Consider the following 22,911-nt stretch of genomic DNA (forward strand, 5'->3'; position numbering starts at 1 on the left):
TCGTTTAGAAAGCGTTCGTTTTTTAATCATCCCGTAAAGGTATCATTTCAGGGCGGAATTACCGCTCTGGACAGGACGTAGCCTTATGAAGACACATCCACTGTACGAACCCTGGCTGCAGGGCATGCTCATCATCGCGAAGCACTACCGGCTGGATTTTTCCGCGGAGCATGTTCGGGTCACAATTAACCATGAAAGCCAGTCTCCGCGCCAGCTGGTGCTGGAGGAGATGGCGCGCCAGCTTGGGCTGGGGATGCGTGTGGTGGCGGCGGAAGCGGTATCCCTCGATCCGTGGCGTCTGCCGCTGCTGGCGGAATTTACCGGCGGGCAGATTGCGGTGATCAACCGCATGGACAACGAAGGCAACGTCAGCCTGCAGTTCAGCGGCGATGCGGGGCTGGAGACGACGCTGACGCGCGAGGAGATCGGGTCGCGGTTAAAGGGCCTGATGGTACTGCGCCCGCTTGAATCCACGCCGGATGCCCGCGTGGATGACTACATCAAACCGTATGAGAAAAACTGGTTCTGGCAGCTGGCGCTGAAGGACTGGCGACGCTACAGCGACATTATGCTTGTGGCGCTGGTGGCTAACGTGCTGGCGCTCTCAGGCATGGTCTTCTCCATGCAGGTATACGACAGGGTGGTGCCGTCGCAGTCGGAGGCCACGCTGTGGGTGCTGTTTGGCGGCGTGATGATTGCCATCGTGTTCGAATTCATCATGCGTATGCTGCGGGTGCATATTTCTGATGTAGTGGGCAAGCGCGCCGACCTGCGTATCTCTGAACGCGTTTTTGCCCACGCGCTGCGGATTAAAAACGGCGCGCGATCGAAATCAACCGGATCGTTTATCGCGCAGATCCGCGAGCTGGAGTCGGTGCGCGAGCTGATCACTTCCACCACCATTGCGGCGATTTCCGATCTGCCGTTCTTCCTGCTGTTCGTCTTCATTCTGTGGATGATTGGCGGTCCGCTGGTGCTGGTGGTTCTGCTCGCCGTGCCGCTGCTGCTCATCCCGGGCCTGCTGGTACAGCGCCCGCTGGGGAAACTCTCCAGCGAAGGGATGCGCGAATCCGCCATCCGTAACGCTACGCTGGTGGAAGCGGTGCAGGGCATTGAAGACATCAAGCTGATGCGCGCCGAACAGCGTTTCCAGAACCAGTGGAATAACACCAACGACGTCGCCGCCAGCGTCGGCATGAAGCAGCGCTGGCTGACGGGCCTGCTGCTCACCTGGACGCAGGAGGTGCAGTCCATCGTTTATGCGGTAGTGCTGCTGGTGGGGTGTTATCTGGTCATCAGCGGCGATATGACCACCGGTGCGCTGGTCGGGACTTCGATTCTGGCGTCGCGGACCATTGCGCCGCTGTCGCAGATCTCAGGCGTGCTCTCGCGCTGGCAGTCGGCGAAAGTGGCCCGCAAGGGGCTGGACGATCTGATGCAGCGTCCGATTGACGATCCGCAGCACGGCAAGAAGGTGCACAAGGCCCACCTGCGCGGCGACTATTCGCTTGAGGACGTTGGGTTTTACTACGACGAGGAAGAGAAACTCACCGTGCTCAACATCAGCAAGCTGCAGATCCGCGCCGGGGAGCGCGTGGCGGTGCTTGGACGCAATGGTTCCGGGAAAAGCACGCTGTTACAGCTTCTGGCGGGCATGCAGGAGCCGCAGCAGGGCAGCATTCTGCTGGACGATATTGCGCTCAATCACCTCGACCCGGCCGACGTGCGTCGGGACATGCAGCTGCTGAGCCAGCAGGCCCGGCTGTTCTTTGGCTCCGTGCGGGACAACATCCTGATGGGGAACCCGCTCGCCACCGATGACGAAATTCATCAGGCGCTGGTCAACAGCGGCGCGCTGGAGTTTGTGCGCAAGCAGAAAATGGGGCTGAACACCGTCATCAACGAGGGCGGAACGGGCCTCTCCGGCGGACAGCGTCAGGCGCTGCTGCTTGCGCGCGCCCTGATCACCTCGCCAAATATCCTGCTGCTGGACGAACCTACCGCCTGGCTGGACGAAATGAGCGAGAAGCAGTTTATTCAGCATCTTCACAAATGGCTGGGTAAACGCCGGACGCTGGTCGTGGCGACGCATCGCCTGCCGATTCTGGACCTGGTCGACCGCATCATCGTGCTGGAAAACGGCAAGGTGGTGATGGACGGACCGCGCGACGCTATCCTGCACCAGCACGGTATGGCACCGCAAAAAGCAGCACAGCGCACCGTGACCATGAAGCCGGCGGCGGTTGCAGAGGAGGGCGCGGCATGAATGATTTGTCTCGTTTCAATAGCCGGCTGAAGGAGCCTCGCCTGCCGCGCTCTACCCTGGTGGCATGGTCGCTGTTTGCCCTGCTTGCGGTGTTTATCGCCTGGGCAAGCCTGTTCCATCTGGATGAGGTGACCACCGGCAGCGGTAAGGTGATACCGTCTTCGCATGAGCAGGTCATTCAGTCCCTGGAAGGCGGCATTATCCATAGCCTGATGGTGCGCGAAGGCGACATTGTGGAACGCGGCCAGCAGCTCGCGCAGCTTGACCGGACGAAAACCGAGTCGAGCGTGCTGGAGAGCGAGTCTCGTCTGAATGCGGCGCTGGCAACGGCGGCGCGCCTGAAGGCCGAGGTGAACGACACGGAACTCGCGTTTCCGGAAGAACTGGATGACGACGTTGAGCTGGTCAAACAGGAAACGGCGCTCTACCAGTCCCGTCGTGAAAGCCTCGAAAAAGGACTGGCCGGTTTGCGTCAGGGGGCCGAGCTGGTGCAGCGCGAACTGTCGTTAACCCGTCCGCTGGTGACACAGGGAGCGGCCAGCAAGGTGGAGGTGCTACGTCTTGAGCGTCAGAAAAATGAGCTTGAGAACAAAATCACCGAGATGAAAAACCAGTATTACGTTCGCGCCCGTGAAGAGCTGGCGAAAGCCAATGTGGAGATTGAAGCCCAGCGTTCGGTGATGAAGGGTCGGGAAGACTCTCTGACCCGGCTGACCTTCAATGCCCCGGTTCGCGGGATCGTGAAGGATATCGACGTTACGACCGTGGGAGGCGTCATCCCGCCGAACGGCAAGCTGATGAGTCTGGTTCCGCTTGACGATCAGATGGTGATTGAAGCGAAAATTTCGCCGCGCGATGTGGCGTTTATCCATCCCGGACAGAAGGCGCTGGTAAAAGTGACGGCCTATGACTACTCCATTTACGGCGGGCTGGAAGGGGAAGTGACCATGATTTCGCCGGACACCCTGCAGGATGAGGTGAAAAGAGATGTTTATTACTATCGCGTCTATATCCGTACCGACAGTAACCATCTGACCAATAAGCAAGGTCAGGAATTCCCGGTCTTTCCGGGCATGATTGCTACCGTAGACATTAAAACCGGCAGCAAAACCATTCTGGATTATCTGTTGAAACCGCTGAACAAGGCAAAAGAGGCGCTGCGGGAACGATAGGTTAAGGGCGTTCGGAACACCGAACGCCTGGTGAATTATACGGTTGACGTCATGTTTTGAGCGTGGCGTCGCTCTTTAGGTACAACGTTGATGTAATGGGTAACATACGCAAAATATAATCCGGCATAATTTTCGACAAGTTCGAGAAACGCCGGGTATATCGACATTCGACCATCACCACGATCTTTAAGATAACCCGCCTCTTGTGCCGATTTAATAATTCGGTTGACGTGAATGCGCGAAACAAAAAATTCTTTTGCTAGCGTGCTTGCTGAATATTCAATGACGGCACCATGGGCTGATTTGTTTTTCATGGCCTGCAGGTAAAGATAAAGCATAATCATACGCCCGCCATCTTTATCGATAAATAATCCCACTTCTGGCAGCACCTTTCGGAACGTTAATCCCCGAAAAAGATATTCAGCCGCACGGCGAAAAAAGTTGTTTCTCAAAATATCATTATCCAGCAGGTTAACATTAATGTTAAATGCTGGGTAAAGAATGCTGACGGGCAAAAAAGCACCGGACATATAACGCTTAAGTTCATTGAGACCTTTTTCAGTTGGCGCGATTCTCGTCTTACGCCGGTCTTCCGTGCAGCGCCAGGTCCTGATGCGCCCGGTGGTTCTAAGTATCGTAATGATCGCAATAACGCTGTTAGGGCTGGCTATCTTATAGCGAGAACATAACTCTTTAATCTCTGAAACTGACTCGGCCTGATTTCCAAAAATAAAGCAACACATGGAGAGAATAATATTGAATCGTGATTCCTGCAGCATTGTCTTGTAGAACAAAGGTTGTTTTTTGTAGATGGTGTCATTAATTGTGTAGTGCTCTGATATTGCCTCACCGAATCGCGGATTGCTCTTTATAACATCCCTTCGATGTAGCAAGGCCCTGGATGAGATATGATTATCCATAGCATTTTTCTCGTATTTGAATGAACCGATAGATGAAGTATCCAGTCTTCTTTTTCGGAATTTTCATTATACCCTGAGAATGAGATTTTTGTCGGGGTTATTTGAAAAGAAAAGTATATTTAAACCGCGGTGATTAACGCAAAGATGTTCCTGTAAGTTCAACTGATAAATGTTTCGTACCCTGTGGCTGTATTGTAAAATTAATGATTATAAAAGGTGCGTTAGATTTTACGTATTCACAAATGGAAAAGGTGCGTTAGTGCCCAGGAGCAGTTTATGACCCACAAAATTTCTCACAGAAATGGGGCGTGCGATGAACAAAAATTTGTCATTTCAGCCTGCGGTTTTACGTTCCAGGGATATCGTCTGATCCTAAGCCAGTACGGAATAGAGGCTTCGCATCTGCACTTTGAGGGGGATGAGATATCCGAGCGGGATATGGAAAATATCCTTATAAATCAAAATGCTCATATCGTTGCCTTTCTTGGTAAGGGGGTCGTGAATCTCCTGGAAAGCCTGAAGCGTCTGGCATCCGTGCTCAATACACTTCCCGTTATTCGACGCGTCACCCTGTATGGTGACATACCGGATGGCTGGCTGTATCGCACCCTGGGCAGTCTTTTAAATAATAGTTATCAGTTATCATTGATTCGTATAGCCCGCGTTTCAGATATTATAACCTTTATTCATACGCACCATAATGTATTTAAGGACCGTTCGTACTTATTACGCGATCGTTACCGGGATAACTCTTCCCAGGAAAACGTAAAGTGGCTAACAAAAAGAGAGATTGATGTTTTATTAAATTTCTATCGCGGCATGTCAGTAAAAGAAATGTGCGAAAGAATGGGCTTATCGAATAAAACGGTTTATACCCATCGGAAGGAGGGTGTGCTCAAATTAAACTTAATTAAGCGATGGCTACACGATCCGCATAATTTAAAAGCGGAAGGGCGAATTAAACATCAGAGCCAGAAAACAGAATTCACGGATAAGGAAACAGAAATATTTAATGCGCTACTTAAAAGAGAGATCTTCCCTGCCTATCAGATTATTACCGATCGTGACAAAAAGGGCGTAGGTTTTGAAATACTTATTCGCTGGAATAAAAATGGTAAAATTGTCAAGCCAGCCAGTTTTCTCACGGACATCTCAAATCATGAGATATGGTTAAAAATAACAGCGTTAGTCATCCATGCCGCCGTTTCGGGTATTAATAAGTATAACGGGAAATATTATTTTTCTGTGAACATCCCGCCTCGCCTGGCTTCCGGGAATGCATTGCCTGATATGGCACGCAAAGCCATCGATATGCTACTCAAACCGCAGTGGGCCGAAAAGCTGGTCTTTGAATTTGCGGAGGATATTGACGTGACGAAGGACAAAAGGATCCCTGAAACCATGCGGCATTTACGTAATACAGGGTGTCGATTGTATCTGGATGACTGCTTCTCAAATCATCAAACTATGTTCCCGGTGCGCCAGGTGCATTTTGATGGACTTAAGCTGGATCGGGACATCGTTGAGCATTTTGTGGCAAATGATAATGACTATAACCTGATTAAAGCGATACAGCTTTATAGCGATATGACCGGAACGGACTGTATTGCAGAGGGGGTTGATAGTGAAGAAAAGTTTGAGAAATTAGTCGCGCTAGGCGTCAAGAATTTTCAGGGGTATTATTTATCGCGGGCTGTGAAAGAGGATGAGTTAGACCGTATGGTAAGATTGTTTAGTTAGGTAAAAATAAAGCCCCGAAGGGGCTTTTATTATTTTCGACCCAGCAACAGACCGAGAACAATACCGACAGCACCCGCGGCGACGAGGCCGGTGAGGGGATTATTTCTGACCGCTTCTGTTACATCGGAAACGGCATCGCTGGCCTGCGCGGCATATTTTTTGGCTGCACCTTTTACCTGATGCTTTGGTGAATCAACGAATTCACCAAACTGCTGCTGCGCTGAGCCTGCTAGTTCATCAAATTTATTTTTTGCTTTATCTTCAGCAAACTGGGTGTTTTTATCAGTACCGAAATCAGACATTTTTGCCTCCTTTTGTTGATAATTAAAGGATAGCCGCTCTTTGTGGATACGGGAGACGCAAGGCTAAATTCGGCACCTGAAAGGGCGGTTTTCGGATATATCTCTATATCCGGAACCCGTTATTTCTCATTGTCATCCTGACCGTAAAACAGTTTCCCGATGCGGATCAGAGGGCGGCCCTGTGACTTACGGTGCAGGTTACTGTCTCTGAGCGAATAAACGCAGCCGCAGTATTCCTGCTGGTAAAACTGTTCCCGCTTGCTGATCTCAATCATGCGTGAAGAGCCGCCCTGTTTGCGCCAATTATAGTCCCAGTAAACCATACCCGGATAGCGCTCGGCCGCACGCTGGCCGCAGTCGTTTATCTGCTGCATGTTCTTCCAGCGGGAGATCCCGAGCGAGCTGCTGATGACGCTGAATCCATTCTCTGCCGCATAGAGCGCCGTACGCTCGAAACGCATATCGAAGCACATGGTGCAGCGGACGCCGCGCTCGGGTTCCCATTCCATGCCTTTCGCGCGCTCAAACCAGTTATCGGTGTCGTAATCGGCATCAACAAACGGCACGCCGTGTTTTTCCGCAAAGCGAATATTCTCCTCTTTACGAATGAGGTATTCCTTTTGCGGATGGATATTGGGGTTATAGAAGAAAATGGTGTACTCAATGCCCGACGCCTGGATGGCCTCCATCACTTCACCCGAGCAGGGGGCGCAGCAGGAGTGCAGCAGCAGTTTGTCAGCGCCGTTTGGCAAGGTGAGTTGAGGGCGGATAAAAGGGGCTGTCGTCATGGCGTTCTGCACTATGTTTATGAAATTTATGGAAGGGTAGCATAAATTCAGAATCTGTTGAGACGGGATCGACGCGAGAAAGAGCGATCCCGCGGGGCGGGATCTTCTCGGGTATGACGTGCCGCTATTCGGCAAATTTGAGCAACGCTTCTCCGTCAAGACGGTATCGCACCCATTCGGACTGCGGCAGCGCGCCAATGCTCAGATAAAAATCGATGGCGGGCTGGTTCCAGTCCAGCACGCTCCATTCAAGGCGGCCACAATGCCGTTTTACCGCGAGCTGAGCAATATGTTTCAGCAGCGCTCTTCCCGCGCCTTTACCGCGATATTCCGGGGAAACGTAAAGGTCTTCCATATAAATCCCGTTGCGGCCAAGCCAGGTTGAATAGCTGGTGAAGAATACGGCATAGCCGGCGATCTTGCCTTCACACTCCGCGATCAACGCTTCGGTTTTTGTACCTGCGCCAAAGAGCGTTTCCCGGATCTCCTCCGGCGTGGTAACTACTTCTTCCGGGGCTTTTTCATACACCGCCAGCTCGTAAATCATGGCGTAAATGGCCGCCGCATCTTCGGGGCGGGCCTGACGAAGGGTGATGCTCATTGTTTTTCCTGCTTTTTAGCGTGCGTCTTGATTGATGGCGTTAAGCATACGGAGTATTGTCCGAAGAATTAAGTGCAATGAAATCAACATATGATGAATATTATGCATCCGGTCCTGAGACGGCTTGATTTAAACCTGCTGCCCGTTTTCGACGCGATCTACCGCCACCGTTCCGTTCGGCTGGCCGCTGACGAGCTGGCGATGAGCACATCCGCGCTCAGCCATGCGCTGTCGCGCCTGCGCGCCAGCCTGAATGACCCGCTGTTTTTCCGCGAAGGGCATCGTATGTCCCCCAGCGTTTATGCCTCTCAGCTCGCACCTTCGATTGCTTCCGCACTCTCGTTCCTTAATCATGAACTGACCCCGCAGCCGGAGTTTGATGCAGCCAGCAGTACGGAGAGCCTGCAGATTGCGATAACGGACTTTACCGCGCTTTGCATTTTTCCGGCTCTGATGCACAGGCTGCAGCTTACTGCCCCGGGGTTACGCTTTGAATTGCGCTATCTGCCGCACAGTCCGGCGCTGACGGAACTGCTGGCGGGCGAGGTGGATCTGGCGCTGGGCTTCAGCTCTCAGGATGATATCCGATACCCGGAACTGGAAGAGATCGACTGGTTTGAAGATGAGTATGTGGTCATCAGCAACGCGCGGCGGACGCGTCTGACGCTGGAGGATTATCTCGCGGCCCGACATCTGGTGGTGACCCCATGGAATGAGAAGCAGGGCGTTCTTGACGTACGGCTTGAGCAGCTGGGCTATACCCGGCAAATCGCGATCAAAACGCCGTCAATGCTCAGCGCACCGTTTATCGTAGCGGAAAGCGACCTGCTGATGGCGATCCCTCGTTACGCCGCTGAGAAGCTGGTTGCGGCAGCAGACCTGAGGATTTTTGCTTTACCGTTTTCGATACGCACGTTTGAAGTGAAAATTTACTCGCATAAACGCAGCGGCCAGCGGGGCGCAACGCGCTGGCTTCAGGACGAGCTGCAAATGCTGGCGCAAAATTCCATAAAGGCTTCGACTGCGGCGGGAGGAAGTCGACGTGAAGGCCGCGTGATATAGAGAGGATAGGTTTCGCCCGGCCATTCCGGAAAAATTTCGACCAGCATTCCGTCAGCGATCAGCTGTTCAACGCTGAGTGAAAGCACCTGGGCAATGCCAACGCCACTTACGCAGGACTGAACCATCAGATCGACATCGGTTGTGGTGAGATGGCCACGGGTTTCAACCGTCAGAACTTCCCGACCACGGCGGAATTCCCATTCGAACGGCTTACCGCGGCGAGGATCGATAAACTGGATGCACTCATGACTCTTCAACGCTTCAGGATGCCCTGGTCGCCCGTGCCGTTCCAGATAGGCCGGTGATGCTACCGTCAGTACGCGCGTCTTTAACAACAATTTTGACGTAATAGTCGAGGGGAGTTGCGGCCCAAAACGCACCGCAACATCAATTCCCTCCGTCACTAAATCCCCGACGTCCGGTTGCTGGACCACTGTCAGTTCCAGTTCCGGATGACGTTCGCGTAACAGCGGCAGGTTCGGCGCCAAAATATGTCGGGCAAATATTGGATTAAGGCTGACCCTTAATGTACCCCGAACAGCCACGGCGGCACCGGAGACGTAGCTTGCTGCAACTTCGATACCTTCCAGATGTGGCGCGGCGCGCTCATACAAAGCCCGACCTTCATTCGTCAGGTTCAAGGTACGCGTAGTCCGGTTCAGCAAGCGCACGCCTAGCCTCTCTTCAAGCCTGTCTATCGATCTGCTGACGCCAGACGCTGACAGCCCCAGTACCTCGCCAGCGCGGCTGAAGCTGCCCGCCTCTACCACCGCGGCCAACACGCTTAATCCTGACAGTAACCGTCCGTCAAAACTCATTCCCGCTCACCTTTGACTTTATGCAAATATAATTTGAATAAAGCTACCTTTATCAAAGATGGCGCGCAACCTATTGTGTCAGCCAATTCGTTGCGAAGAGCAATTTTCACGATCGTCGTCCTGGCGAACCGCGCAACGAACGGCACCACTTAACCCTGAGGAACATGAAATGACAACGACGCGCACACTTTTTAAAGGCGGCATCATCCTGACCCTGGATGCTGACGTACCCAATCTCTCCGTGGGCGATGTGCTTGTGCAGGACGACCGGATAGCGGCTATCGGCCCGGATCTGCATGCGGATGAAGCCCATGTGATTGACGCCACCGATCATATTGTTATGCCTGGCCTGATTGATGCCCATCACCACGCGTGGCTTGGGGTTATGCGCCGCATGATGCCGGACGTCGACGATCTTTTTGCTTACATTGATGTCGTCGCAGAGAAACTGGGCAAACACTATCGTCCACTGGACATGTACCTGAGTACCATGCTCACGGCACTTGCCTCACTGGACGCTGGTATCACGACCATTATTGATGCCTGCCACAACTCGCGCAGCCCCGAGCACACTGATGCAGCACTAGATGCTCTAAAGGAGAGCGGCATCCGGGCGTTACATATGGTTGGTGCGGCAATGGATAAAGAAGCTTCATCGGCGCATTTGCCTGCCGATTTGGAGCGACTGTCGCGAAGCTGGAATACAAATGACAGCCTTGTGCGGGTTGGTCTGTTTGGTCAGCTCAATCTTGACTTGTGGGAGATCGCACGCAAGCTCGACATGCGCATTCTGACTGAATTCATCGGCGATCTCGCTAACCTCGGCCCTGAGTTTGCCAGACCGGGCGTACTGGGCACGGATAACATCTTCAATCACTGCTCAAGAGTTCCTCAGGATACGTGGAAGCTGCTGGCCGATGCACGGGTCAACGTCACGGTCAATCCACGTTCGGATGCGTTATTTGGTTTCGACGATGAAACCTTTGCTTACCAGCAGGCTGTTGATAACGGCTTAACCCCGGCGCTGGGCATCGACCTGGATACTGCGTTTGGCAGCGATATGTTCGGAGAAATGCACGCGCTGTTCGGTCAGCAGCGATCGGCTATGCGCTACCGTCGCTTCCGTGGCGAGGAGAACGTGCCATCTCCCATTACGGCAGAGGCGGTCCTTAAGGCGGCAACTGTGAATGGTGCGCGAGCGGCTGGACTTGAGAACCAGATTGGGACCCTTACGCCAGGAAAGCAGGCCGACATTATCATGATTCGTACTAACGGCGTCGCCGTTTTCCCCGTGACCAACGCGATCGGCACTGTTGTGCAGGCGATTGAACGGTCTGATGTGGATACCGTGATGGTGGCTGGCCAGCTGCGCAAGCGTGCGGGCAAATTAACGGGCATCGATCTGGCGTCGCTGAGTGCGGATATCATCCGCTCTCGCGATTACCTGCTCAAAGCCAGCGGCTATCACGCCGATCTCTTTACAGCATCTTGATAACTGAGCGGCCCGACACTCCGGCCGTTCAACTCTCTCACGCCTGTATCATCAAGGAGAATTTGATGGAAGCCCACGTCATAAAGCGGCTAGCGGAGGATAATACTCTGCCCGTGCTTCTTCCCCGCCCGGCAACGGGCGTTATCGCCGCGCTATTTTTTGGCTATCTGGCCGTCGGACTGCCGTTACCGGTGATTCCTTTGTTCATCCATGGCCATCTCGGCTTTAGCAACGTCGTGGTGGGACTGGTAATAGGCATCCAGTTCCTGGCAACGGTGCTCACTCGCGGCTACGCCGGACGGGTTACCGACCAGCAGGGCGGCAAACGTTCCGCGCTTCAGGGCGCGATCCTTTCGGCGCTGGCTGGAGGACTCTATCTGGTCGCTTCAGCAACGGACCTTTCACCCACAGCCACACTTTGCATTGTTATAGCAGGGCGTCTGATGGCAGGGTTTGGCGAAAGCCAGTTCGTGACGGGATGCGTGTCATGGGCAATTGCCTCCGTTGGCCCTCAGCGCGCCGGGATGTCTATGTCGTGGACTGGCATCGCAATGTTTGCGGCACTTTCAATCGGTGCTCCTGTTGGAATGGTGTTATATCAGCATTACAGCCTCGCGACGGCGATGATTGCCTGTATTGCTTCACCGCTATTGGCCACGCTGATTGCATTAGGTGCTACATCATATAGATCGCCTGGAGGTCCGCGGCTGCCATTCCATCGCGTAGTAGGGCGCATCTGGCGCGAAGGTCTGGGATTGATGCTGCAGGGGGTCGGGCTTTCCGGGCTTACCGCTTTTGCCTCATTGTACTTTGCATCACATCACTGGCAGAACGCTGGACTGGTAATGACTGCCTTTGGCCTCGGTTTTATTTTTGTTCGCCTCGCCTTCGGGCATCTGCCAGATCGGCTGGGCGGCTACCGCGTTGCGGTATGGTCCCTGGTGGTTGAAGCTCTCGGTCAGGCAATGTTGTGGCTGGGATCAAACGAAGGGGTGGCGCTTGCCGGCGCTTTGGTCACCGGGTTGGGCTGTGCGCTGGTATTCCCCGCGCTGGGCGTTGAAGCCTTAAGACGCGTTCCACAAGCCAACCGCGGCAGTGCAATGGGCGCATTCGTTGCCTTTCTGGATGTCGCTTATGGAATCGCCGGGCCTGTAGCTGGCCTGATCGCCGGCCAGTTTAGTTATGCCGCTGTATATCTGTCTGGTGCAGTCTGTGCGCTGCTGGGGGCGCTGATTGCGAGCGCGTCTCGCATGCAGCAATCCTGAATAAACATCCGAGCCGGTAGCCCTTGCTGTCGGTTTAATAATCTGGAGAAATTATATGTCACGCATTTTCATCTCCGGTTCGTCTACAGGCCTCGGCCTGATGGCAGCCGAACTGCTGGTTCAACAAGGACATCAGGTTGTATTGCACGCGCGTAATGCCAACCGTGCTGAAGATGCCCTGCGCACCTTACCCCAGGCTGAAGCTGTCGTTGTAGGTGACCTGGAGACCATTGCCGGTGCCAGGGAAACGGCTTTATGCGTCAACGAACTGGGGCATTTCGATGCCGTCATCCACAATGCTGCCGTTGGCTACAACGAAGCGTATCGCGTGACCCGCGACGGGCTGCCGCATGTTTTCGCGATCAACACGCTCTCGGCTTACATACTTACCGCGTTGATTGAACGTCCGCAGCGCCTCGTCTATCTGAGTTCGGGTATGCATCATCATGCCCGGGCAAACCTGGATGATATTCTCTGGCAAAAACGTCGCTGGAATGGTGCTGACGCTTATGCTGAGAGCAAATTACATGACGCTATGCTGGCTTTTGCTCTGGCGCGTCGCTGGCGTAATGTGCGGATCAACAGCCTGGAGCCTGGCTGGGTGCCGACAAAAATGGGTGGGCCGCACGCTCCGGACGATATGGACCTGGCACATCTCACTCAGGCATGGCTCGCAGCCAGCCATGATTCTGCGGCTGATGTGACGGGCAAATATTTCTACCACATGAAGCGCATTGCCGCTAATCCACAGGCTCTCAATGCGGCATTGCAGGATCGTCTCATTGATATATGTACTGAGATTTCAGGGATAACGCTGCCGGAGTAATACGTAACGTTAACAAAATGTGTGTTAACTATAAAAACAGAGTGTTTACATTATATCAATAATAAATGTACCATACCCCCCTATAGTATCAGGAGGGCGTATGCCGCATTCACCCGAAGATAAAAAACGTATTCTTACCCGCGTCCGGCGCATTCGCGGCCAGGTTGATGCCCTTGAACGCGCGCTGGAGGCGGGCGATCCCTGTCTGGCGATCCTGCAGCAAATTGCCGCCGTGCGCGGGGCTGCCAATGGCCTGATGGGCGAAATGGTTGAAATTCACCTCAAAGATGAGCTGGTAGCGGGGGAAACCACGCCGGATCAGCGTGCCGTACGCATGGCGGAAGTCGGCCATTTACTGCGCTCTTATCTAAAATAAATCCACATACCTGACAAGAAGGGAAGACATATGAAATCTCGCGCTGCAGTTGCATTTGGCCCCGGCCAGCCGCTCAAAATCGTTGAAATTGACGTGGCACCGCCAAAGAAAGGTGAAGTGCTGATCAAAATTACCCATACCGGCGTATGTCATACCGATGCGTTTACGCTCTCGGGCGACGATCCGGAAGGCGTTTTCCCGGCGGTACTCGGCCATGAAGGCGGCGGGATTGTGGTGGAAGTGGGCGAGGGTGTGACCAGCCTGAAGCCAGGGGATCACGTGATCCCGCTGTACACCGCGGAATGCGGCGAGTGTAAGTTCTGTAAATCCGGCAAAACTAACCTCTGCCAGGCGGTGCGCGCCACCCAGGGGAAAGGGCTGATGCCGGACGGTACCACCCGTTTCTCGTATAACGGCGAGCCGGTTTATCACTACATGGGCACCAGCACCTTCAGTGAATACACCGTTTGCGCGGAGATCTCACTGGCGAAGGTGAACCCGCAGGCTCCGCTGGACAAAGTCTGCCTGCTGGGCTGCGGCGTGACCACCGGCATCGGCGCGGTGCACAACACGGCAAAAGTTAAAGAGGGCGATACCGTGGCGGTGTTCGGTCTCGGCGGCATTGGTCTGGCGGTGATTCAGGGCGCGGTGCAGGCGAAAGCCGGTCGTATCATCGCGGTCGACACCAACCCGGAGAAATTCAGGCTGGCGGGTGAAATGGGCGCGACCGATTTCGTGAACCCGAAAGATCACGAGAAGCCGATTCAGGACGTCATCGTTGAGATGACCGACGGCGGCGTGGACTTCAGCTTCGAGTGTATCGGCAACGTCAACGTGATGCGTTCCGCGCTGGAGTGCTGCCACAAAGGCTGGGGCGAGAGCATCATTATTGGCGTGGCCGGAGCGGGCCAGGAAATTAAAACCCGTCCATTCCAGCTGGTCACCGGGCGCGTATGGCGCGGTTCCGCGTTTGGCGGCGTGAAGGGGCGTACCCAGCTTCCGGGTATGGTTGAAGATGCTATGGTAGGCAAGATTCAGCTCGATCCGTTCATTACCCACCGCTTACCGCTGGAGCAGATTAACGAGGCGTTTGATTTGATGCACGAAGGAAAATCCATCCGTACCGTTATCCATTTCGGCGACAAGTAACTCTTCTGCCAGCGGTTTTTAGCCGCTGGCATTTCTTTAATAATCTTCTCGAAAGTGTGACCAGTGCGGCGTTTTTAGCCGTAATCTAAATCTCTGCCGTGCCGATGACTATTTAACAGGCGTGTTTTTACGCATCTTACCTACAAGAGAGTCGACGGTCATGGACAACACTACTTCGATGCTGGCGCAGCGCAAGCTGGGCTTCTTGCATCACATCAGGCTGGTTCCGCTGTTTTCCTCCATTCTCGGTGGCATTATTCTTCTGTTTGCCTTGAGCTCGGGTCTGGCAGGGTATTTCCTGCTGCAGGCCGATAACGATCAGCAGGATGTCACATCCGAAATTCAGGTGCGTATGGGGCTGTCGAACAGCTCAAACCATCTGCGAACCGCGCGTATCAATCTGATCCACGCCGGTGCGGCAAGCCGTATCGCAGAGATGGATGCGATGAAGCAGAACATCGGCGAGGCGGAAACACGCATTAAGCAGTCTCAGGATAGCTTTACCGCCTACATGAATCGCGCCGTGCGTACCGCCGAGGGCGCAGCGCTGGATGCGGAGCTTAAGACCCGGTATGACGCCTATATCGCGGGCATGCAGCCGATGGTGAAATTCGCCAAAAACGGCATGTTCGAGGCGATTATCAACCATGAAAACGAAACGGCGCGTCCGCTGGACGACGCTTACAACGCCGTACTGCTGAAGGCAATTAAAATCCGTACTGACCGTGCCAATGCGCTAACGGCGCAGGCGCACAGCCGCACGCAGCTGGGCCTGATGTTTATGGTGGGCGCGTTTGCGCTGGCGCTGGTGCTGACGGCGATGACCTTTGTCGTGCTGCGCCGCACTGTAATCAATCCGCTGCAGCGTGCAGCGAAACGTATCGAGAATATCGCTAAGGGCGATCTGACGATGCCGGACGACGTGGCGGGGCGCAGCGAGATTGGCCGCCTGACGCGCGATCTGCAAACCATGCAGCACTCGCTTGAAAACACCGTAGGCACCGTACGTCAGGGGGCGGAGGAGATCTACCGCGGCACCAGCGAGATTTCAGCCGGTAACACCGACCTCTCTTCACGTACCGAGCAGCAGGCCGCAGCCATTGAGCAAACTGCCGCGAGCATGGAACAGCTCACCGCGACGGTGAAGCAGAACGCCGATAACGCCCATCACGCCAGCAAGCTGGCGGAAGATGCCTCCGGTAAAGCCACCCGCGGCGGCCAGATGGTCTCCGGCGTGGTGAAAACCATGGGCAATATCTCCAGCAGCTCGAAGAAGATCTCTGAAATCACCGCCGTGATTAACAGCATTGCCTTCCAGACCAATATCCTGGCGCTTAACGCGGCGGTAGAAGCGGCGCGGGCGGGCGAGCAGGGGCGCGGATTTGCCGTGGTGGCAAGTGAAGTGCGCACTCTGGCAAGCCGCAGTGCGAATGCCGCAAAAGAGATCGAAAGCCTGATCAACGAATCCGTTTCGCTGATCGACCAGGGTTCCGGTGAAGTTGTCGCCGCCGGTAACACTATGAATGAAATCGTTGAAGCGGTTAAACGCGTGACCGACATCATGCTGGAGATTGCCGCAGCGTCCGATGAGCAGAGCCGCGGTATTGTGCAGGTGAGCCAGGCGATTTCCGAGATGGATAAAGTGACCCAGCAGAACGCCTCGCTGGTGGAGGAAGCCTCCGCGGCGGCGGCGTCTCTGGAAGAACAGGGCGCGCGTCTGACCGAGGCGGTCGGCGCATTTCGGTTGAGCAGCAAGACACAGGGGCGCACTCAACCACAGAACTCCGCAGCGGTAAAACCGGCTGCACTACGTCCGGCGGTAGCAGATAGCGGGGATAACTGGGAGACGTTCTGAGTCGACAGCCGCGTCGGGTGGCGCTTTGCTTACCCGACCTACAAAAACTGACCTACAAAAAAGGGACCTTTCGGTCCCTTTTTCACATCTTATTTCTTATCGGGTAACGCGTACGCGATAACGTAATCACCGCGATCCGGCGACTGGCGGGCGCCACCGGCGTTAATGATGATGTACTGCTTACCGGTTTTCGGCGACACGTAGGTCATCGGTCCGGACTGGCTGCCGACCGGCAGGCGGTCTTTCCAGATCTCTTTCCCGGTGGCGGTATCAAACGCGCGCAGGTAGAAATCCTGGGTGCCGGCAAAGAACAGCAGGCCGGACTGGGTAGAGAGCGACGCGCCCAGGGTCGGCATGCCGATTGGGATTGGCATGTGCATACGTATGCCCAGCGGGCCGGTATCTTCCACCGTGCCGACAGGGACCTGCCACACCAGCTTGCCGGTTTTCAGGTCAACGGCTGACATGGTGCCAAACGGCGGCTTCTGGCACGGAATACCCAGCGGTGACAGGAAGCGTTCGCGCATCGCGCCGAACGGCGTGCCGTCCATTGGGACAATCCCCATCTCGATGCCGCTGGCATTTTTCGCCACGTTCGCGCGCGGCACCATATAGTTTGCCAGGCCCAGGCGCATATCGTTGACGAACATCAGGCTGTTGTTCGGGTCAACGGAGACGCTGCCCCAGTTCATCCCGCCGAGTGAGCCAGGGAACTGCAGGGAACGATCGAGACCCGGTGGGGTGAAGACGCCCTGATGACGCATCTCTTTAAACTGAATGCGGCACAGCAGCAGGTCGACAGGCGTCGCGCCCCACATGTCGGATTCGGTCAGCGTCTGGTTGCCAATCATCGGCATGCCGACGGAGTACGGCTGGGTCGGGGAATAGCGTTCACCTTCAACATTACCCGCCGGGACAGGGCGTTCCTCTACCTTCGCGACCGGCTTACCGGTTTCGCGGTTAAGCATGAAGATCATGCCCTGCTTGCTGGTCTGCACCAGCACAGGCGTGGTGCCGCCCTTACCGTCAGGCAGGTCGTACAGCAGCGGCTGGGAAGGCAGGTCGAAGTCCCACAGGTCGTGGTGGGTAGTCTGGAAATGCCAGCGAACCTGACCGGAGGCCGCGTCGACGGCGACGATGGATGAACTGTACTTATCGTCCAGCGCGGTACGCTCTCCCGCCCAGAAGTCTGGCGTGGCGTTGCCGGTTGGCAGGTAGATCAGGTTCAGCCTGGCGTCGTAAGACATTGCTGACCAGACGTTCGGTGTACCGCGGGTGTAGGTCTGGCCTTCCGGCGGCAGGCCGGTCAGGTTCGGATTACCCGGATCCCACGCCCAGGCCAGCTTACCGGTGTGAACGTCGTAGGCGCGCACCACGCCCGGCGGCTCGCCGGTTGAGTAGTTATCCGCGACGCGACCGCCGACGACGACAACGTTCCCGGCAACCAGCGGCGTGGAGGTTTGCTGATAATATCCGGGCTTAATCTCACCCATGCCGACGCTCAGATCCACGGTGCCATGGTCGCCGAAGTCGTCGCAGACCTTGCCGGTATCCGCGTTGATGGCAATCAGACGGGCATCGGTAGTGGGCAGGAACAGGCGGCGAGGGCATGCCGCAGGCTGTGTTTCTGCCTGTGACGTTGTCACGCTGGAGTGGTCTTCAAAATAGCCCAGACCGCGACAGCGCTGCCAGTTAGGGGCCGTGGCTTTGGAATCGTAGCGCCATTTTTCTTTACCGGAATCCACGTCCAGCGCCAGCACTTTACTGTATGGGGTACAGACGTACAGCGTGTCGCCAATCTGCAGAGGCGTGTTCTGATCTTCCGCACCCGAGCCGTTGCTCTGCGGAATATCGCCGGTGTGTGCAACCCACGCGACTTTCAGCGAGCTGACGTTTTGCTTGTTAATCTGGTCCAGCGCGGCGAAACGGTCGCCGTGGGTGGTATTGCCCCAGTGCTCCCAGTTCTTTTGCTGCTCGCCAGGGGCGACGGGTTTCACCGGAACGGGCTCGTTGGCAGCCACGAGGGTCTGAGGCTTAAACATCCAGCCCAGGCTGACCAGCATGGCCACCGCGAGCAGGGCCGCGACGCCAAAGGCGGGCGTCTTGTTCGGTGCAGCGTAGTTTGCAGTGCGCAGGAAGGGCCAGACGATGGCGCACAGGAACGCCAGTACGGCAAAGGTAAACAGGCGGGAGAAGAGCGGCCAGAAATCCCAGCCCGCATCGCTTACCGCCCAGAACAGCGAGGCAATAAATCCAATGCTATAGAGCACGATCCCGCTGGTGCGGTTGAGGAAAATCAGGATCGCGGCAATCACCATTACCACGCCCATTATCAGGAAGTAACTACTTCCGCCCACGGTGGCGAGCTTAAAGCCCAACCCGCCGACGGCCAGACCGATGAGCATCATCAGTCCGGCAAGAAGCCACTGCAGAATACGAGGTATCCCGCGCGGCGCGCTGCCAAATGCCATTTCTGTCTCCTTAGCTCCCCCCGCTGTGTCGGGTATGTACCAGTTGGGTAATAAATGCGGTGGGATTGATGGTTGATACCGGTGAATTCGTTTATATCAAATAATTTGCGAACCATTTGGTGAATTCGCCGCTATGATAAAACTGTTAAATTGTTTTAAGCAATTGTTAATGATTTATTCCGCATTATTTGATTAACGCACAGGTCAACCCCCTCGCCCCTAAGGGGAGAGGGTCAGGGCGAGGGGCAAAAAGGTTCTAAACCGGCATTGATTTACGGATGGCGCTCAGCAGCGTCTGCGCACCCGTTGAGAGTGGGGTGTCGACGCGGGTCAATATGCCGATAGGTTCACCGGGGCCAGGGGAGGTAATCGGCAGCGCGATCAGCGTTCCCTGGCGTAAATCATCTTTTACCGCCCCGGAAGGGACGAACCAGACGTAGTCATAATCCAGCGTAAGCTGGCGTGAAAGCGAGGCTGACAGCGTTTCGATACACCCTGAGGGCAGCGTACACCCCTGCATTTGCAGCAAGGTTTCGGCGGTCTGGCGCGGGACGGTCCCTTTCGGGCACACCACCACCGGCCACTCCATGACGCGGCTTAACGTCACCGTGTCCTGCAGCAGCGGATGATCGGGACGAACCACAAGCTTCAGAGACTCCAGGAACAGCAGTTCGTAATTGAGACCCCCCATCAGTTCGGGGTCGGACATGCGGCCGATACCGATATCCAGCTCGCCCGATTTCAGCCCCGCGAGCAGCATGGTGTTATTCATGGTGGCAACCTGAATCGTGGTATGCCGTTGCTGCTTGTGGAACTGGCCAATCACCGGCGGAAGAATGCCCAGCGCGGCGGTAGGCAGTGCCCCGACGCGGACGACCTCGCTGGTGTGTTCTTCTTTACGGTGCAGGGACTGGCCTGCGGTATTTAGCGCATCCAGCACCTTAACGGCGTGTGTAAGGAACTGTTCGCCCACGATGGTAAGCTGCGCCCCCAGCCGACCGCGGTCAAAAAGACGGGCGCCGGTCAGCTGTTCCAGCTCGTTGAGTGTTTTAGATAGCGCAGGCTGGCTCAGGTTAAGGGTTTCAGCCGCACGCCCCAGCGTTCCCTGTTGAGCGACGGCCACAAATGTATGCAAATGGCGCAAGCGTATGCGCTGACTGAACAGACCATTTTTTTCCATAGGCGATGTTAAAAACAGAGCGATGCGGGTGACAAGTTAAGTTATTTAATTTTGATAACCTGATAGCAAAATATTTTTAACATTTGATCTGTTTGAGTTACAACATGTTTTTCGGCGGGGAATAAGAGCGAACGTCCTTGTTCATTTATTGCTGATTGCTGAGGGGAAAGGGTTAAGCGTTTAGATTACGCCGTCACCGCCGTCAGAACACCACACCTGGCCGGACGTAAACGAACATTCATCCGAGGCCAGCGTGACGTACAGCGGGGCGATCTCGACGGGCTGACCCGGACGTCCCAGCGGCGTATCTCCGCCAAACTCCTTCACTTTTTCCATCGGCTGGCCGCCGCTGGACTGCAGCACCGTCCAGTATGGGCCGGGAGCGACCGCGTTGACGCGAATGCCTTTCGGACCCAGCTGCTTGGCTAAGGATTTGGTAAATACCGCCAGACAGGCTTTGGTCTGGGCGTAGTCCAGCAGCACTGGGCTTGGCTTCACGGCCTGAACGGAGGAGGTATTAATGATAACGGACGAGGCCTTCAGGTGCCGCAGGGCCGCCTTCGTGATCCAGAAAGGGGCATATACGTTGGTTTTAAACGTCGCGTCAAAATCTTCGGTAGTCAGCTCTTCAAGGGATTCACGGAACTGCTGGCGACCGGCGTTGTTGACCAGAATATCCAGCCCGCCCAGCTTCGAGACGGCTTCTTCGACCAGGTTCTGGCAGAAGGTTTCGTCCCGAACGTCCCCCGGCAGCGCGACGGCGTTCCGGCCTTCGGCTTTGATCAGGTCGATGACCTCCGCGGCGTCTTTTTCCTCTTCAGGCAGATAGTTAATCGCCACGTCAGCGCCTTCACGGGCATAGGCGATGGCCACTGCGCGACCGATACCCGAGTCACCGCCGGTGATCAGCGCTTTTTTACCGGCCAGGCGGCCATGCCCTTTGTAGCTGGTTTCCCCGTGGTCGGGTACAGGCTGCATTTCGGATGCCAGTCCCGGTGGCGTTTGTGGCTGTTCCGGGAACGGGGGCTGCGGATAAGCGTTCGTACGTTGTTGGGTATCACTCATAGCTGACTCCTTAAGCCAAGGGGTGAGATTTGATGGATAACTGCAGCGTTAACGCTTCGCTGAATTATTTCTGCAAACGATCGACGCGGACGACGGCAGGAGATGATTTTTTATCAAGCGAACCGTTGATGCTGATCATCTGATCGGGTTTTACCGTTCTGCCGTCAAAGACTGCCTGGGGAATAATAACGTCGATTTTTCCGGTTTTATCCTGAAATACAAACTTATCGCCGCTACCGTCAATAAGATTACCGCGCAGTGAAATGGTCGCACCGTCGTGCAGTTGTTTTGCCTGATCGATGGTCATAATACGCGCATCATCGGTTCCGCGATATCCGCTATCCAGCGCATGGGGTGGCGGCGGAGCTTCACCTTTTTGTAACCCGCCGTTATTATCTGCGAAGGCGGCCGGAACAAGAAATATCATAAAAGCGGAAATAAGCGATAATTTCATCGGATATCCTTCATTTTGGGTGTCTTGACTTATTAAGTATTGTTGCTATTCCTTTATGTGGCAAATGTGATAAGTCCTAAAAACATTCGCTTGGGAAATCAAACTTATCGGATAATAAGCGAAACGGTGACGATGACCATGAAGCGTGAAAATGAAAAGTTGCCCGGGATAGATGAGAGTTTTCGCTTGCTGACGTTTGAATACGCGTTTCGTCAGGTGGGTTTTATTGTTCTGCTGGCTATTATCATCGCGGCTATCGCCGGTCTGTTTTCAAGCGGGTGGGTCAGCGATACGGTCAAAACCAATTCCGCAAAATCACTGACCATAAGCTATGAACGGTTTGGCCGACGGGAGACGGAGACGCGAATGGAGCTGGCGTTCCCGGTGCAATCAGAGGGTAAGTATGTTCTCAGCATGACCAGCGAGAGCAGCGATGTTTACGAGCCTGGCAGCGTCTGGCCGCAGCCTGACAGCATGTTCAGCCGGGGCAAGACCCTCTATTTTGTTTATAACAACTTGAAAAAATCAGACAACTTCTCTGTGTTATTCTTCACCACGCCTTCGAGAGCCGGTAAATGGAACACAACCATCCGTATTAACAGCGAGCCGGAGATAACCTTCTGGCAATTTATTTACCCCTAGGAGGCTGATATGGATATGGTCTTTCGTGCGCTGGCGATTTATCTGTTCCTCGTGGTGGTTTTCAAAGTGGCCGGGCGGCGTGCGCTGCTGCAGATGACTAGCTTCGATCTCATTCTGCTCCTGATAATTAGTGAAGCCACGCAACAGGCGCTACTGGGACAAGATTTTTCCGTCACCGGCGCGATGATTACGATTACCACCCTGGTGGTGGTGGATATTATTTTTGGACTTATGAAGAAGTATTCCACCCCGGTGGAGAATATTCTGGACGGCACTCCCGTGATTCTGGTGGAAAACGGCGTACCCCTGGCTGATAAACTCAAAAAGGTCGATGTCTCTTGCGATGATATTCTGGTGTCAGCGCGTCAAAATAATGGTATTACCGAAATAAGCCAAATTAAATATGCCATACTTGAGCGCAATGGACATATTTCAATTATTCCCTTCGAGAAATAAGAGGCGCAAAG

The 22,911-nt window shown here is 54.7% G+C and carries 21 protein-coding genes; 12 read left to right on the forward strand and 9 right to left on the reverse strand.

The window, feature by feature from the left end; all coding sequences use genetic code 11:
• The first annotated feature begins 85 nt into the window (after positions 1–85).
• Positions 86–2,266: a type I secretion system permease/ATPase gene (locus KGP22_RS10360; RefSeq protein ID WP_143345089.1), complete on the forward strand. Its 2,181-nt coding sequence runs from the start codon at positions 86–88 to the stop codon at positions 2,264–2,266.
• Positions 2,263–3,438 carry an HlyD family type I secretion periplasmic adaptor subunit gene (locus KGP22_RS10365; protein WP_223582203.1) on the forward strand — a complete coding sequence of 392 codons (1,176 nt, stop codon included), beginning with the start codon at positions 2,263–2,265 and terminating at the stop codon, positions 3,436–3,438. The genes KGP22_RS10360 and KGP22_RS10365 overlap by 4 nt, the downstream gene beginning before the upstream one ends.
• A 35-nt stretch (positions 3,439–3,473) precedes the next feature.
• Here KGP22_RS10365 and KGP22_RS10370 read toward each other — a convergent pair whose 3' ends face one another.
• Positions 3,474–4,358: a MarR family transcriptional regulator gene (locus tag KGP22_RS10370; protein WP_111964658.1), complete on the reverse strand. Its 885-nt coding sequence runs from the start codon at positions 4,356–4,358 to the stop codon at positions 3,474–3,476.
• Positions 4,359–4,634: 276 nt separating this feature from the next.
• Here KGP22_RS10370 and KGP22_RS10375 point away from each other — a divergent pair, with 276 nt between their 5' ends.
• Complete coding sequence (locus KGP22_RS10375; RefSeq protein ID WP_223582204.1) at positions 4,635–6,098, forward strand: EAL domain-containing protein; 1,464 nt, start codon at positions 4,635–4,637, stop codon at positions 6,096–6,098.
• A gap of 29 nt (positions 6,099–6,127) precedes the next feature.
• Here the strand turns inward: KGP22_RS10375 and KGP22_RS10380 are convergent, their stop codons facing one another.
• From KGP22_RS10380 to KGP22_RS10390, 3 genes are all read right to left on the reverse strand, one after another.
• Positions 6,128–6,400 (reverse strand): CsbD family protein, encoded by a 273-nt coding sequence (locus KGP22_RS10380; RefSeq protein WP_023311651.1) that lies wholly within the window; start codon positions 6,398–6,400, stop codon positions 6,128–6,130.
• Between the two features lie 119 nt (positions 6,401–6,519).
• A complete protein-coding gene (locus tag KGP22_RS10385) occupies positions 6,520–7,188 on the reverse strand; it encodes an epoxyqueuosine reductase QueH (protein WP_223582205.1) in 669 nt (222 codons plus the stop codon).
• 124 nt (positions 7,189–7,312) lie between these two features.
• Positions 7,313–7,789, reverse strand: a complete 477-nt coding sequence (locus KGP22_RS10390; protein ID WP_223582207.1) for a GNAT family N-acetyltransferase — start codon at positions 7,787–7,789, stop codon at positions 7,313–7,315.
• A gap of 90 nt (positions 7,790–7,879) precedes the next feature.
• Between KGP22_RS10390 and KGP22_RS10395 the strand changes: the two genes are divergently transcribed.
• Positions 7,880–8,851, forward strand: a complete 972-nt coding sequence (locus KGP22_RS10395; RefSeq protein WP_223582209.1) for a LysR family transcriptional regulator — start codon at positions 7,880–7,882, stop codon at positions 8,849–8,851.
• On the opposite strand, the gene KGP22_RS10400 is transcribed toward KGP22_RS10395, so the two are convergent.
• The gene (locus KGP22_RS10400; RefSeq protein ID WP_223582211.1) at positions 8,764–9,669 is read right to left on the reverse strand and encodes a LysR family transcriptional regulator; all 906 of its coding nucleotides are present in this window, start codon (positions 9,667–9,669) and stop codon (positions 8,764–8,766) included. The two genes, KGP22_RS10395 and KGP22_RS10400, sit on opposite strands and share 88 nt — an antisense overlap.
• 169 nt (positions 9,670–9,838) lie before the next feature.
• On the opposite strand from KGP22_RS10400, the gene KGP22_RS10405 reads away from it, so the two are divergent.
• From KGP22_RS10405 to KGP22_RS10430, 6 genes are all read left to right on the forward strand, one after another.
• Positions 9,839–11,161 (forward strand): amidohydrolase family protein, encoded by a 1,323-nt coding sequence (locus KGP22_RS10405; protein WP_223582213.1) that lies wholly within the window; start codon positions 9,839–9,841, stop codon positions 11,159–11,161.
• A gap of 113 nt (positions 11,162–11,274) precedes the next feature.
• Complete coding sequence (locus KGP22_RS10410) at positions 11,275–12,426, forward strand: arabinose transporter (protein WP_223582215.1); 1,152 nt, start codon at positions 11,275–11,277, stop codon at positions 12,424–12,426.
• 55 nt (positions 12,427–12,481) lie between these two features.
• A complete protein-coding gene (locus KGP22_RS10415; protein ID WP_223582216.1) occupies positions 12,482–13,252 on the forward strand; it encodes an SDR family NAD(P)-dependent oxidoreductase in 771 nt (256 codons plus the stop codon).
• Positions 13,253–13,352: 100 nt separating this feature from the next.
• Positions 13,353–13,628, forward strand: coding sequence for a metal/formaldehyde-sensitive transcriptional repressor (locus tag KGP22_RS10420; RefSeq protein WP_111964649.1), 276 nt, complete (start codon positions 13,353–13,355; stop codon positions 13,626–13,628).
• Positions 13,629–13,658: 30 nt separating this feature from the next.
• Positions 13,659–14,777 carry an S-(hydroxymethyl)glutathione dehydrogenase/class III alcohol dehydrogenase gene (locus KGP22_RS10425; RefSeq protein WP_021242543.1) on the forward strand — a complete coding sequence of 373 codons (1,119 nt, stop codon included), beginning with the start codon at positions 13,659–13,661 and terminating at the stop codon, positions 14,775–14,777.
• 160 nt (positions 14,778–14,937) lie between these two features.
• Positions 14,938–16,632 (forward strand): methyl-accepting chemotaxis protein, encoded by a 1,695-nt coding sequence (locus KGP22_RS10430; protein ID WP_223582217.1) that lies wholly within the window; start codon positions 14,938–14,940, stop codon positions 16,630–16,632.
• Between the two features lie 89 nt (positions 16,633–16,721).
• Here KGP22_RS10430 and KGP22_RS10435 read toward each other — a convergent pair whose 3' ends face one another.
• The 4 genes from KGP22_RS10435 to KGP22_RS10450 form a co-directional block, all read right to left on the reverse strand.
• The gene (locus KGP22_RS10435) at positions 16,722–19,103 is read right to left on the reverse strand and encodes a glucose/quinate/shikimate family membrane-bound PQQ-dependent dehydrogenase (protein WP_223582220.1); all 2,382 of its coding nucleotides are present in this window, start codon (positions 19,101–19,103) and stop codon (positions 16,722–16,724) included.
• Between the two features lie 256 nt (positions 19,104–19,359).
• The gene (locus tag KGP22_RS10440; RefSeq protein ID WP_111964646.1) at positions 19,360–20,283 is read right to left on the reverse strand and encodes a LysR substrate-binding domain-containing protein; all 924 of its coding nucleotides are present in this window, start codon (positions 20,281–20,283) and stop codon (positions 19,360–19,362) included.
• A 180-nt stretch (positions 20,284–20,463) separates the two neighbouring features.
• Positions 20,464–21,348: an SDR family oxidoreductase gene (locus tag KGP22_RS10445; RefSeq protein WP_021242539.1), complete on the reverse strand. Its 885-nt coding sequence runs from the start codon at positions 21,346–21,348 to the stop codon at positions 20,464–20,466.
• A gap of 64 nt (positions 21,349–21,412) precedes the next feature.
• The gene (locus tag KGP22_RS10450) at positions 21,413–21,802 is read right to left on the reverse strand and encodes a YdeI family stress tolerance OB fold protein (RefSeq protein ID WP_045910503.1); all 390 of its coding nucleotides are present in this window, start codon (positions 21,800–21,802) and stop codon (positions 21,413–21,415) included.
• 138 nt (positions 21,803–21,940) lie between these two features.
• On the opposite strand from KGP22_RS10450, the gene KGP22_RS10455 reads away from it, so the two are divergent.
• Together KGP22_RS10455 and KGP22_RS10460 are read left to right on the forward strand one after the other, a co-directional pair.
• Complete coding sequence (locus KGP22_RS10455; RefSeq protein WP_111964738.1) at positions 21,941–22,444, forward strand: hypothetical protein; 504 nt, start codon at positions 21,941–21,943, stop codon at positions 22,442–22,444.
• Positions 22,445–22,453: 9 nt separating this feature from the next.
• On the forward strand, positions 22,454–22,900 hold the full coding sequence (locus KGP22_RS10460; RefSeq protein ID WP_223582222.1) for a YetF domain-containing protein: 447 nt from the start codon (positions 22,454–22,456) through the stop codon (positions 22,898–22,900).
• The last annotated feature ends 11 nt before the right edge of the window (positions 22,901–22,911 follow it).

It is taken from the genome of Enterobacter sp. JBIWA005 (genome assembly GCF_019968805.1).
GTDB classification, from domain to species: domain Bacteria; phylum Pseudomonadota; class Gammaproteobacteria; order Enterobacterales; family Enterobacteriaceae; genus Enterobacter; species Enterobacter vonholyi.

Bases quoted from the DNA above. Each gene is read 5' to 3' on its own strand.
- KGP22_RS10360 (WP_143345089.1), top strand. From the start codon at position 86: ATGAAGACACATCCACTGTACGAACCCTGGCTGCAGGGCATGCTCATC.
- KGP22_RS10365 (WP_223582203.1), top strand. From the start codon at position 2,263: ATGAATGATTTGTCTCGTTTCAATAGCCGGCTGAAGGAGCCTCGCCTG.
- KGP22_RS10370 (WP_111964658.1), bottom strand. From the start codon at position 4,358: ATGGATAATCATATCTCATCCAGGGCCTTGCTACATCGAAGGGATGTT.
- KGP22_RS10375 (WP_223582204.1), top strand. From the start codon at position 4,635: ATGACCCACAAAATTTCTCACAGAAATGGGGCGTGCGATGAACAAAAA.
- KGP22_RS10380 (WP_023311651.1), bottom strand. From the start codon at position 6,400: ATGTCTGATTTCGGTACTGATAAAAACACCCAGTTTGCTGAAGATAAA.
- KGP22_RS10385 (WP_223582205.1), bottom strand. From the start codon at position 7,188: ATGACGACAGCCCCTTTTATCCGCCCTCAACTCACCTTGCCAAACGGC.
- KGP22_RS10390 (WP_223582207.1), bottom strand. From the start codon at position 7,789: ATGAGCATCACCCTTCGTCAGGCCCGCCCCGAAGATGCGGCGGCCATT.
- KGP22_RS10395 (WP_223582209.1), top strand. From the start codon at position 7,880: ATGATGAATATTATGCATCCGGTCCTGAGACGGCTTGATTTAAACCTG.
- KGP22_RS10400 (WP_223582211.1), bottom strand. From the start codon at position 9,669: ATGAGTTTTGACGGACGGTTACTGTCAGGATTAAGCGTGTTGGCCGCG.
- KGP22_RS10405 (WP_223582213.1), top strand. From the start codon at position 9,839: ATGACAACGACGCGCACACTTTTTAAAGGCGGCATCATCCTGACCCTG.
- KGP22_RS10415 (WP_223582216.1), top strand. From the start codon at position 12,482: ATGTCACGCATTTTCATCTCCGGTTCGTCTACAGGCCTCGGCCTGATG.
- KGP22_RS10420 (WP_111964649.1), top strand. From the start codon at position 13,353: ATGCCGCATTCACCCGAAGATAAAAAACGTATTCTTACCCGCGTCCGG.
- KGP22_RS10425 (WP_021242543.1), top strand. From the start codon at position 13,659: ATGAAATCTCGCGCTGCAGTTGCATTTGGCCCCGGCCAGCCGCTCAAA.
- KGP22_RS10430 (WP_223582217.1), top strand. From the start codon at position 14,938: ATGGACAACACTACTTCGATGCTGGCGCAGCGCAAGCTGGGCTTCTTG.
- KGP22_RS10435 (WP_223582220.1), bottom strand. From the start codon at position 19,103: ATGGCATTTGGCAGCGCGCCGCGCGGGATACCTCGTATTCTGCAGTGG.
- KGP22_RS10440 (WP_111964646.1), bottom strand. From the start codon at position 20,283: ATGGAAAAAAATGGTCTGTTCAGTCAGCGCATACGCTTGCGCCATTTG.
- KGP22_RS10445 (WP_021242539.1), bottom strand. From the start codon at position 21,348: ATGAGTGATACCCAACAACGTACGAACGCTTATCCGCAGCCCCCGTTC.
- KGP22_RS10450 (WP_045910503.1), bottom strand. From the start codon at position 21,802: ATGAAATTATCGCTTATTTCCGCTTTTATGATATTTCTTGTTCCGGCC.
- KGP22_RS10455 (WP_111964738.1), top strand. From the start codon at position 21,941: ATGAAGCGTGAAAATGAAAAGTTGCCCGGGATAGATGAGAGTTTTCGC.
- KGP22_RS10460 (WP_223582222.1), top strand. From the start codon at position 22,454: ATGGATATGGTCTTTCGTGCGCTGGCGATTTATCTGTTCCTCGTGGTG.